Source organism: Streptomyces sp. NPDC054840, assembly GCF_053611065.1.
This window is the reverse complement of record NZ_JBSGZP010000233.1, coordinates 1-10,073: the sequence shown is the minus strand read 5'-3', so window position 1 is coordinate 10,073 and position 10,073 is coordinate 1. Positions and strand designations below refer to the sequence as shown.

The 10,073-nt window shown below is 73.5% G+C and carries 10 protein-coding genes, 1 tRNA gene and 1 pseudogene; 9 read left to right on the top strand and 3 right to left on the bottom strand.

Translation table 11 applies throughout. The features are described from left to right. The 4 genes and pseudogenes from ACWGIU_RS18345 to ACWGIU_RS18330 all read left to right on the top strand — a co-directional run. Positions 1-631: pseudogene (locus ACWGIU_RS18345) on the top strand (dTMP kinase); the annotation flags it as partial. Positions 632-703: 72 nt separating this feature from the next. Then, on the top strand, positions 704-1,915 hold the full coding sequence (locus ACWGIU_RS18340; protein ID WP_453707021.1) for a DNA polymerase III subunit delta': 1,212 nt from the start codon (positions 704-706) through the stop codon (positions 1,913-1,915). Positions 1,916-2,115: 200 nt separating this feature from the next. Next, the gene (locus ACWGIU_RS18335; protein WP_453707019.1) at positions 2,116-3,684 is read left to right on the top strand and encodes an alpha/beta hydrolase; all 1,569 of its coding nucleotides are present in this window, start codon (positions 2,116-2,118) and stop codon (positions 3,682-3,684) included. Positions 3,685-3,895: 211 nt separating this feature from the next. Continuing rightward, a tRNA-Thr gene (locus tag ACWGIU_RS18330) sits at positions 3,896-3,969 on the top strand. A 112-nt stretch (positions 3,970-4,081) separates the two neighbouring features. On the opposite strand, the gene ACWGIU_RS18325 is transcribed toward ACWGIU_RS18330, so the two are convergent. After that, on the bottom strand, positions 4,082-4,225 hold the full coding sequence (locus ACWGIU_RS18325; RefSeq protein ID WP_453707017.1) for a hypothetical protein: 144 nt from the start codon (positions 4,223-4,225) through the stop codon (positions 4,082-4,084). A 206-nt stretch (positions 4,226-4,431) separates the two neighbouring features. On the opposite strand from ACWGIU_RS18325, the gene ACWGIU_RS18320 reads away from it, so the two are divergent. After that, complete coding sequence (locus ACWGIU_RS18320) at positions 4,432-4,602, top strand: MbtH family protein (RefSeq protein ID WP_189743929.1); 171 nt, start codon at positions 4,432-4,434, stop codon at positions 4,600-4,602. A 39-nt stretch (positions 4,603-4,641) separates the two neighbouring features. Here ACWGIU_RS18320 and ACWGIU_RS18315 read toward each other — a convergent pair whose 3' ends face one another. Continuing rightward, positions 4,642-5,646, bottom strand: coding sequence for a helix-turn-helix domain-containing protein (locus ACWGIU_RS18315; protein WP_453707015.1), 1,005 nt, complete (start codon positions 5,644-5,646; stop codon positions 4,642-4,644). Between the two features lie 172 nt (positions 5,647-5,818). On the opposite strand from ACWGIU_RS18315, the gene ACWGIU_RS18310 reads away from it, so the two are divergent. Both ACWGIU_RS18310 and ACWGIU_RS18305 read left to right on the top strand, forming a co-directional pair. Continuing rightward, positions 5,819-5,983: a hypothetical protein gene (locus ACWGIU_RS18310; protein WP_453707013.1), complete on the top strand. Its 165-nt coding sequence runs from the start codon at positions 5,819-5,821 to the stop codon at positions 5,981-5,983. Between the two features lie 43 nt (positions 5,984-6,026). Then, on the top strand, positions 6,027-6,932 hold the full coding sequence (locus tag ACWGIU_RS18305) for a LysR family transcriptional regulator (protein WP_453707011.1): 906 nt from the start codon (positions 6,027-6,029) through the stop codon (positions 6,930-6,932). 58 nt (positions 6,933-6,990) lie between these two features. Here ACWGIU_RS18305 and ACWGIU_RS18300 read toward each other — a convergent pair whose 3' ends face one another. Then, a complete protein-coding gene (locus ACWGIU_RS18300; protein ID WP_453707009.1) occupies positions 6,991-8,022 on the bottom strand; it encodes an aspartate-semialdehyde dehydrogenase in 1,032 nt (343 codons plus the stop codon). A 466-nt stretch (positions 8,023-8,488) separates the two neighbouring features. On the opposite strand from ACWGIU_RS18300, the gene ACWGIU_RS18295 reads away from it, so the two are divergent. Continuing rightward, positions 8,489-9,088 (top strand): NADPH-dependent FMN reductase, encoded by a 600-nt coding sequence (locus ACWGIU_RS18295; protein WP_453707007.1) that lies wholly within the window; start codon positions 8,489-8,491, stop codon positions 9,086-9,088. Then, positions 9,088-9,951: a thioesterase II family protein gene (locus tag ACWGIU_RS18290; protein ID WP_453707005.1), complete on the top strand. Its 864-nt coding sequence runs from the start codon at positions 9,088-9,090 to the stop codon at positions 9,949-9,951. Before ACWGIU_RS18295 ends, ACWGIU_RS18290 begins: the two co-directional genes overlap by 1 nt. Positions 9,952-10,073 lie beyond the last annotated feature (122 nt).

The window sequence follows — 10,073 nt, the reverse complement described above, 5'->3', positions numbered from 1 at the left end:
GCCCGCGCCTGCCCCCACCCCCGCACCTGCGGCTGCGCCTGCGCCCAAGGTCGGCATGACCAAGAAGCCGGAGCCTGAGCCGCACCCGGACGACGCGGTGACGGTGGAGACGCCGATGGCGCCGGAGGCCAAGCCGGTCAAGCGGGTCGTCCAGCCGGACGACGTCACCCAGACCGTTCCCGTGCCGAAGGTCGACCCGGCCTCCGCCGCGGAGACCTCGGTGCTGCCGCCGGTCCGCGCGACCGACGAGACCGCGGTGCTGCCGCCGGTCCGCGCGACCGACGAGACGGCGGTGCTGCCGCCCGTACGTCCGGACTCCCCGCAGGCGCCGCATACCCCGCAGGACAGCGGTACCGGGCGGGCCCGCTCCGCCACGCGGCCGACGGCCCAGCGCCCCGAGGAGAACCCGGCCGACCGGGTGCCGTCGGGCATCTTCCGGGACTCCGGCAACGACCGGACGCGGGAGCTTCCCGTCGTCGACGGCGAGGGCCGGCCGCGCCGTCCCCGCCCGGACTGGGCCGAGGAGACCCCGCTGGACGATCTGCCGACGCTGGCCGACGAGCTGCTGGGCCGCCGCCGGGACGACGAGGACGGCGACGAGGGCGAACGCGGACCGCGCCGCCGCCGCTGACCTCGGCGGGGACAGCATTGTCGGTGGTGCCCGCCACAATGGGTGCACGGAGAGCGAAAGGTGGTGGGCGGGATGCCCGTATGGGACGACCTGGTGGGACAGGAGCGGATCCGGGCGCAGCTGGCCGCCGCGGCCCGTGACGCCGACGCACTGGTCACGGCCACCACGGCCGGGACCGCGCCGCCGGCGGCGTCCAAGATGACCCACGCCTGGCTGTTCACCGGTCCGCCCGGTGCCGGGCGGACCACCGCCGCCCGGGCCTTCGCGGCCGCCCTGCAGTGCACCAGCCCCGACCGTGCCCTCGGCGGTGAGCCCGGCTGCGGGTTCTGCGACGGCTGCCACACCGCGATGGTCGGCACGCACGCCGACGTCTCCACCGTCGTCGCGGTCGGCAGCCAGATTCTCGTCGCCGACATGCGGGACACCGTCCGCAAGTCCTACACGTCCCCGGCCACGGGCCGCTGGCAGGTCATCCTGGTCGAGGACGCCGAGCGGCTGAACGAGAAGTCCGCCAACGCGGTCCTCAAAGCGGTGGAGGAGCCCGCGCCCCGCACCGTCTGGCTGCTGTGCTCGCCCTCCGTGGAGGACGTGCTGCCCACCATCCGCTCGCGCTGCCGCCACCTCAACCTCAGCACTCCCTCGGTCGCGGCCGTCGCCGACATGCTGGTGCGGCGGGACGGCATCGAGCCGGCGGTGGCCCTGGCCGCCGCCAGGGTCACCCAGGGGCACGTCGACCGTGCCCGTCGGCTGGCCACCGACGAGGGGGCCCGGGAGCGCAGGGCCACGGTCCTGAAGCTCCCGCTCCGGGTGGACGACATCGGTGCCTGCCTCAAGGCCGCGCAGGAGCTGGTCGACGCCGCCGCGGAGGACGCCAAGCAGGTCGCGGACGAGGTCGACACCAAGGAGACCGAGGAGCTGAGGGTCGCACTCGGCGCCGGGGCGGGCGCCGGCAGCCGGATGCCGCGCGGTACGGCGGGCGTGATGAAGGAGCTGGAGGACCGGCAGAAGCGCCGTCGCACCCGTACCCAGCGCGACACCCTCGAACTGGCGCTGACCGACCTCACGGGCTTCTACCGGGACGTCCTGGCCCTGCAGCTCGGCTCGTCCGTGGCCATCGCCAACGAGGAGATACGGCCCGACCTGGACCGGATCGCCCGCGCCTCGGGTCCTGAGCGGACCCTGCGCCGGATCGAGGCGATCATCGCCTGCCGGGACTCCCTCGACCGCAATGTCGCCCCGCTCCTCGCGGTCGAGGCGATGACGATGGCCCTGCGCGCGGGCTGACCTCGTCCGGGCGGGCCACCGTCCGGGCCTCCGGACGGTGGTCCACACCCCGTTGACCGGCTCACCCGTACGGGCGAACCGGCCGCCGGGGCCGGGTACTGCCCGGTCCGTGCCACGCCCGGTAGGGGCCACGGAAGGCGTGCGGCCGTCCGGGCCCGGCCCGCCCGCTCAGGTCCACCGGCAGGACGTACGCTCCGGGGATGGACACCAGTCGCCTGCTGCGTACCACCGGAACCGTGATCGCAGCCGCCGGGCTGCTGCTCTCCGGGTGCACCTCGGGCGGGCCGGGGGAACCCCGGGCCGCCGCGTCCTCCCCGCCGAAGTCCGCCACGCCCTCGGCGCAGCGGTCCCCCGACGCGGCCGCGCTACGCCCGTACTACGGCCAGAAGCTGACCTGGCGCGACTGCGGTGTCCCCGGATTCCAGTGCTCCACCATGAAGGCCCCGCTGGACTACGCGCATCCCGGCTCCGGCCAGGACGTCGAGATCGCGGTGTCGCGCCGCACGGCTACCGGTCCCGGCAAGCGCCTCGGCTCGCTGGTGGTCAACCCGGGCGGCCCGGGCGGCTCCGGCATCGGCTACCTCCAGGCGTACGCGGGCATCGGCTATCCCGCGCCCGTGCGGGCCCAGTACGACATGGTGTCCTTCGACCCGCGCGGGGTGGAGCGCAGCAGTCCCGTCGAGTGCCTCAGCGGCCCGGCCATGGACAAGTACACCCAGGTGGACCAGACGCCGGACGACCCGGCCGAGCGGGCCGGGCTGGTGGCCGCCTTCAAGGAGTTCGCGGAGGCCTGCCGGACGAAGTCGGGGCGGGTCCTGCCGCACGTCTCCACCGTCGACGCCGCCCGGGACATGGACCTGTTGCGCGCGGTGCTCGGCGACGAGAAGCTCCACTACGTCGGGGCCTCGTACGGCACCCTCCTGGGCGCCACGTACGCGGACCTCTTCCCGGACCGGGTCGGCCGGCTGGTCCTGGACGGGGCGATGGACCCCGCCCGGCCCGCGCTCGAACTGAACCGGGACCAGACGGAGGGCTTCGAGACGGCCTTCACGTCTTTCGCCAAGGACTGTGCGAAGCAGCCCGACTGCCCGCTCGGCAAGGGCGGCCCGGACGCGGTGGCGGCGCGCCTGAAGGAGTTCTTCCGCAAGGTCGACGCGCAGCCCGCCGCGACCGGTGACCCGGACCGCCCGCTGGGCGAGGCCCTGGCGACGACCGGGGTGATCGCGGCGCTGTACGACGAGAGTGCCTGGCAGCAGTTGCGCGAGGCGCTCGGCTCGGCGATGAACGGCGACGGATCGGGGCTGCTGAGCCTGGCCGACAGCTACTACGAGCGCGAGGCGGACGGCAAGTACGCCAACCTGATGTTCGCGAACGCCGCCGTCAACTGCCTCGACCAGCCTGCGGCCTTCAGCGGCCCGGAGGCCGTGGACACCGCCCTGCCGTCCTTCGAGAAGGCCTCCCCTGTCTTCGGCGCGGGCCTGGCCTGGGCCGCGCTGAACTGCACGTACTGGCCGGTGAAGGCCACGGGCAAGGCGAGGGAGCTGACCGCGAAGGGCGCCGCGCCGATCGTGGTGGTGGGGACCACCCGCGACCCGGCGACCCCGTACAAGTGGGCCCAGGCTCTGGCCGGCCAGCTCGAGTCGGGCACGCTCCTCACCTACGACGGCGACGGCCACACGGCGTACGGGCGGGGCAGCGACTGCATCGACGCCGCGATCAACCGCTACCTGCTGGAGGGCAAGGCCCCGCAGGACGGCAAGAAGTGCTGAGGCCGGTTGCCCGAGCAGCTCCCGGTCGCACCTGCGGGACCCGCGTCCGGCTCGGCGACGAAGCATGCCCGAGATTCCGCGTCCGCCCCGATAGGCGGCCTACGTCCCACCCCCGCGAAACCTGGTTCGGGGCACCCGTCCACACCCTGTAGACTTGGCGCCGCTGCTGATGAGCGCCCCTCTTCGAGGGAATACTTGTCTGACCAGCGGTGCCGCCTTAGCTCAGCTGGCCAGAGCAACGCACTCGTAATGCGTAGGTCTCGGGTTCGAATCCCGAAGGCGGCTCTGTAGAACCCCCAGGACTCACTCGCCGTGACCTGGGGGTTTTGCTATTTCCGGGGTCGGGCGGCGCGTGCGGCGCCGGCGCGTCCGGGCCGCAGCACGGGTGCACTCGGTCTCAGTTCCCGGCCGCCGGGCCGAGCAGGAGATCGACGAGGCGGCCGAGTGCTCCTCGTGCCGGAGCCCGGCCCGTGTGGCGTTCGATGATCGCGCCCAGGCCGGCCGGATCCCGTTCGCGCTGCTCCAGGCCCTCCTCGGCCACGCGCGACTGGACCAGGACGCCGCCGCTGCCCTGCGCGGGGGATTCCTGCTCAAGGGGCCGCCCGTCGTCGGCGATCGGCTGGGGCGATTGTGCGGTTCGGGAGCCGGTATGGGGTGGGTGTTGTGGTGGCGGGGCGGGCCGATGAGGCTGGGGCTCGCAGATGAGGTCGTCGGGCTGTCGGGCCGGCGCGTACGTGGAGGTGCGCAGTGGGGCGGTTCACCGTTGTCGTCAACGGGGAAGAGCAGTACTCGATCTGGGCCGAAGGGCGCGAAGTGCCCCTGGGCTGGCGGGACACGGGTGTGGCCGGGACCAAGGAGGAGTGCCTCGCGCACATCGACGAGGTGTGGACGGACCAGCGCCCGCTGAGCGTGCGCTAGACGGCCTGGTGCGGTGACCGGCCCGTCATGGGGTCCGGGTCACGCGTCCGGGGGGAGCCAGCCGCGCTGGACCGCTCGGACGCCGGCTTCGAAGCGGCTCCGGGCGCCCAGGCGTTCCATCAGGACCGTGGCGATCCGGCGGGCCGTGCGGTGGGAGACGCCGAGGCGCTTGGCGATCCCCTCGTCGGTATGGCCCTCGGCGAGCAGGCGCAGGCTGGCCGCCTCCTGGTGGTCGAGTTCGGCCTCGTCGCGGCGGGGGGCCTGGCCCAGCGGCCGGGCGTTCTCCCACACCGTCTCGAAGAGGGTGCACAGGGCGGTGAGCGTGCCCTGGCCCGTGAGGGCGACCGCGCCCTCACCGCTGTCCTCGCTGTTCACGGGCAGGACGGCGGTCGTACGGTCCACGATGGTCATCCGCAGCGGCAGGACGGCGATCGTACGGACCTGGCCGCCCAGCTCCGTGAGCCACTTGGCGTGCGCCTCGCTGGCCGGGTTGTTGCGCACACTGTCCAGGTAGATCGTCCGCATGGTGACGCCCCGGCCGAGCAGCCGCTCGTTGAGCGGGCGGGAGGCCGCCATGTTCGCCTCGGTCTGGGCCCCGCCGGGGGCGAAGACCATCACCTCGTGCCGGACGTTCTCGGTGAGCACCGCGAGGCGGGTCCGGACCTCGTCGACGTCGGCGAGGTGCTCCACGCTGACGGCGGGCCCGACCGGGCGCAGGTCCTCGTACTCGGAGATCAGCTGCTGGGCCACGGTCCGGGCGCCCGCGATGCGCTGGTTCTCCAGGGCCAGCTCGGCCTGGCGCCGGGCCAGCAGGTACTCCAGGCCGACCTCCGGGCTGACCGCTCGGGGCGCCGGCGCGTCGGCCGGTGTCCCGGCGGGGTACTGCACGAGCGACAGGCCGGACAGCCGCTCCCATGCCTCGTGCACGGCCTCCTCGGAGATCCCGAGCAGCTCCGCCAGATCCTCGGCGTCGTTCCGCGGATGGCTCAGCATCGCCCGGTAAACGGCTTCGGTCAGTCTGTCCAGTCCCAGTACGTCGAGCATCGGCCCCCCATCCGTCAGCAGAGGCCATTATCTCTGGTGTGGCCCGTTCGGCCCGTGCTGGCCAGATTGGGTCAGGGCCCAATCTGGCCACCGGAAACCCCTTTCCCGAGCCTGTGACGCGTGGTGATGCTGTAGCGGCAAGAAACACGCATGACACAGGGGGATGTTCTTCATGCTTAGCACTCGTATGGGCAAGGCCGTAGTACTCGTCGTCCTCGGCACCGCCGTGCTGATGGCGCCCGCCACCGCGCAGGCCGACGCCACCGGAGCGCCGCAGGGCGCCGCCGCGCCCGCCGCCCAGGCGGACGCCGAGAAGACGGACATGGGCTGGCAGTGACCGACGCGACCAGCACGGGGACGGCGCGCCGTCGGGACAGCGCATGGATCTGAAGCAGCTCACCACCTTTCACCGGGTCGCGACACTGTTGAGCTTCACCCGGGCCGCGGCCGACCTGAAGTACGCGCAGTCCAGCGTCACGGCCCAGGTGAAAGGCCTGGAGGTAGCGCTCGGAGTGGAGCTCTTCGAGCGCCTGCGGGGACGGATCCGGCTGACTCCGGCCGGGGAGCGTCTCGTTCCGTACGCGGAGCGGATCCTGTCCCTGGTCGATGAGGCCCGGGATCGGACCACCGGCCTGGGCGAGCCGTCGGGGGTGCTCACGATCGGCACGATGGAGAGCTTCACGTCCTACCGGATGCCCCCGGTCCTGGAGTACTTCCACCACCGCTACCCGCGGCTCCAGCTCGCCCTGCGGCCCAGCCTGTGCCGGGACACCTGCGAGGCGCTCCGGCAGGGCACCTTCGACCTGGGCTTCCTCATGGAGGCCGAGACCGACCACCCCGGCGTCAGGACCGAGATCCTCGGCTCCGAGCCGCTGGTCGCGGTCGCCGCCCCGGACCATGTCCTGGCGGGCGTCCGCGGCGTCTCCACCGGCGACCTGCGCGCGGTGCCGATCCTGGCGCCGGAGGCGGGCTGCTCCTACGGGGCGATGTTCGAGGCGGAGCTCAACGGCGGCGCCGAGCAGCCCGTACCGCTGCTGCAGTTCGGCAACATCGAGTCCATCAAGCGCGGGGTCTCGGCCGGTCTGGGTGTCAGCGTGCTGCCCGCGATGGCGGTGGCCGCCGAGATCGAGGCGCGGTCGCTGACCGTACTGGACTGGCAGGCTCCGTTCGAGGTCTACACCCAGATCGCGTGGCGGTCCGGGCGCCATCTCACCCGTGAAATGCGGGTGTTCATCGACTGGATGGTCCGGTTCGCGGAGCAGGACCGGCAGCTGGTGGCCTGCTGAGGGCTGCCCTCGTACGGCCCCGTCGGCGCCGCCTCCGGGCGGGCCGGCGGAGCCGTGCTCACAGCGTGCCCCGAGCCAGCAGTTCCTCCACTATCCGTACGGCGTCCAGCGCGCCGCCCACCCGGAGGTTGTCGGTGGCCAGCCACACCCAGAAGCCGTCGGGGGCGGTGGCGGAGACCCGGATCCGGCCCACGTGGATCCGGTCCGGGTCGCCCAGCGCCGCCGGCGTCGGGCCGCCGGGGTCGTGGACCACGACCTCGGGCAACGCCCGCAGCAACGCGACCAGCTCGGCCCGGTCCACCGCGGAACGGCACTGCACCCACACCGCCGCGCCGTGTCCGCTGACCATCGGGACCCGGACGCAGGTCGCCGTGACCTCGATGCCCGGCAGCCCCAGGACCTTACGGACCTCGTCGGCCACCTCCCGCTCCTGGAGGGTCGAGCCGTCCTCCAGGAGGTCGCCGATACCGGGCAGCACGTTGAAGGCCAGCGGGGGTGAGAACTGCGCCGAGGGCACGGTGGCCTGCGGATCCTGCAGGACCGTACGCGAGCCGTCCTGGAGCTCTTCGATACCGCCGTGCCCGGCTCCCGAGGCGCCCTGGTACGTACTGACGACGATCCGGCGGAGCCCCCAGCGGCGCTCCACGTCCCGCAGCACGCGGACCACGGGCACCGTGGCGGCGCCGGGCACCGCGATCACCCCGCCCGCCGGACGGCGGCCCAGCTCGGCGGCGTTGAGCTGCGGGACGACCAGAGGGGTGCCCGGGGTCATCCGGAAGGCGGGGGTGCTGTCGACGGCCAGGGCGCCGTGGGCGACGGCGACCGGGACCCACTCCCTGCTGACCTGCTCGCCGGCGCAGAACAGGGCGGCGTCGACCGTGCCGAACGCGAACCGGGGGAGTTCGGTGACGCGGTGGTCGCGGCCGTCGACGCGGATCGTACGGCCGGCCGAGCGGGCGGAGGCCACCAGGTGCAGGCGCCGGTACGGCAGGGCGCGGTCCTCGATGAGTTCGAGCAGGGTGCCGCCCACCGCGCCGGTCGCTCCGACGACGGCGATGCGGGGGGCGGCGGGGTCGTCGACCTGGGGCATGGGCTTCTCGGATCCGCGGTGGGCAGGGAACCCGGACGGCCGGCGGCCGTGCGGGCCGTCGGTTCCGGGACATGACCCTGTTCGAGTACGTGCCGGAAGCTCGGCATGGGGCGGTGTGCGCGATCGGCGCCGCTCCGATGATCCGGGCATCCGGGGGGTCCGGGAAAGGGCGGGCCGACGGGCATCTCCGATGGCTCCCATCAGCGGGAACGATCGGTCGCGGCGGGCCGGGGTGCCCGGTGCGGGCCAGGCCGCCGACGGGCGCGGGGCGTTACCGCAAGCGGCATCGGAATGTCCGAACGAGGCCATCGGATCTCCCCGGACAGCGGGCGTTGACCGGCAACTTGGCGTGCCGAAGGCTGTGGCCGGTCCTGATCGACCGGGGAGATCGACCACCGGGAACCAGGCGCGCCGAGAGGACGGGCAGCCGGGGGTTCCGGACCGGAACACGCGAAACGGGGAGTTCATGCAGCAGGCCGTGAAGGTCGTCGGAATCGGGGGGTCCTCCCGACCTGGCTCCACCGCGGAGCTCGGGCTGCGGGTGGTACTCGCGGAGGCCGCCCGGCTGGGCGCGCGGGTCAGTCTCGTCAGCGGCGCCGACCTGGTCATGCCGCTCTACGACCCGCGCGTGGCGGCCTGCCCGCCCCCGGCGCGCCGGCTCCTCGACGAGGTGGCCTCGGCGGACGGGGTGGTGCTGGCGAGCCCCGCGTACCACGGCACGGTGTCCGGGCTCCTGAAGAACGCCCTGGACTATACCGAGGAGCTGCGCGGCGACCCCCGGCCGTACCTCTCGGAGCGGGCCGTCGGCTGCCTGTCCGTCGGGATGGGCTGGCAGGGCGCGGTGACCACGCTCGCGGCGCTCCGGGACATCGTGCACGCCCTGCGCGGCTGGACCACCCCGCTGGGGGTGGCGCTCAACAGCGCGACGGCCGGCTTCGGTACGGACGGCGAATGCTCCGACGCGCACATCCAGCAGCAGTTGACGGCGATGGCCGGCCAGGTCGTCGAGTTCGCGGAGGCGCGCCGGGCCCATCGGGCGCTGCGGGCCGACGCGGTGCCCGCCTGATGAGCGGCGCCGGCGAAGGCCACTGTCCCGACGGCGGCACGACGGCACCGGTGCGCGTCCTCGCCACCGCCCCCGCCCCCACCACCTGGCTGCGCTGCTTCCACCCGAAGCCGGGGGCCCGGTACACCTTGGTCTGCTTCCCGCACGCGGGTGGGTCGGCCAGTTACTACTTCGACCTGTCGGCGGCGCTCGACGCGGACATCGAGATGCTGGTGGTCCAGTACCCGGGACGGGAGAACCGGCTCTTCGAGGAGCCCGCGGGATCGGTGGCGGCGCTGGCGGACGGCGTGTACGAGGCGCTGCGTACCCGGCTGCCCCGGCGCCCGGCCTTCTTCGGGCACAGCATGGGCGGGCTCATCGGCTTCGAGGTGGCCCGGCGGCTGGAGGCGGCCGGGGGCACCGCTCCCCACCTCCTGGTCGCCTCGGCCAGTTCGGCGCCCTCGGTGCGTACGGACCGGCTGACCGCCGGCGCGGGCGCACCCCCCGGCGAGACCGAGCCCGAGCCCGACGACGCCGTGCTCGCCCGCATCATGGGCCTCGGCGGCACGAGTGACGGTGTGCGCCAGGACCCGGAACTCATGCAGCTGGTGCTTCCCGCCATCCGCGGCGACCTGCGCGCCCTGGCGGAGTACCGGGTCGACGCGGGCGCCGTGGTCGGCTGCCCGGTCACCGTGTTCGTCGCCGACGGCGACCCTGACGTGCCGCTCGCCGAGGCCGGCGCCTGGGCCGCCCACACGACGGCCGACGCCGACGTGCACGTCTTCGAGGGCGACCACTTCTACTTCAGCGGCAATCCGCCGAAATTCCTCGAACTGCTCCAGGACGCCGTGCGTCACTCTCACTCCGGGACACAACTCATATGACAGTCATGGGATTCGTGGAGGAGGAACTCGCCCAGATGTGGGCCGAGATCCTCGACGCCACCGACGTGACGCTCGGCTCGCACTGGCAGGCACTCGGCGGGCGGCCGGAGGCGGTGCGCACC

Bases quoted from the DNA above. Each gene is read 5' to 3' on its own strand.
- ACWGIU_RS18340 (WP_453707021.1), top strand. From the start codon at position 704: ATGCCCGTATGGGACGACCTGGTGGGACAGGAGCGGATCCGGGCGCAG.
- ACWGIU_RS18335 (WP_453707019.1), top strand. From the start codon at position 2,116: ATGGACACCAGTCGCCTGCTGCGTACCACCGGAACCGTGATCGCAGCC.
- ACWGIU_RS18315 (WP_453707015.1), bottom strand. From the start codon at position 5,646: ATGCTCGACGTACTGGGACTGGACAGACTGACCGAAGCCGTTTACCGG.
- ACWGIU_RS18310 (WP_453707013.1), top strand. From the start codon at position 5,819: ATGCTTAGCACTCGTATGGGCAAGGCCGTAGTACTCGTCGTCCTCGGC.
- ACWGIU_RS18305 (WP_453707011.1), top strand. From the start codon at position 6,027: ATGGATCTGAAGCAGCTCACCACCTTTCACCGGGTCGCGACACTGTTG.
- ACWGIU_RS18300 (WP_453707009.1), bottom strand. From the start codon at position 8,022: ATGCCCCAGGTCGACGACCCCGCCGCCCCCCGCATCGCCGTCGTCGGA.
- ACWGIU_RS18295 (WP_453707007.1), top strand. From the start codon at position 8,489: ATGCAGCAGGCCGTGAAGGTCGTCGGAATCGGGGGGTCCTCCCGACCT.
- ACWGIU_RS18290 (WP_453707005.1), top strand. From the start codon at position 9,088: ATGAGCGGCGCCGGCGAAGGCCACTGTCCCGACGGCGGCACGACGGCA.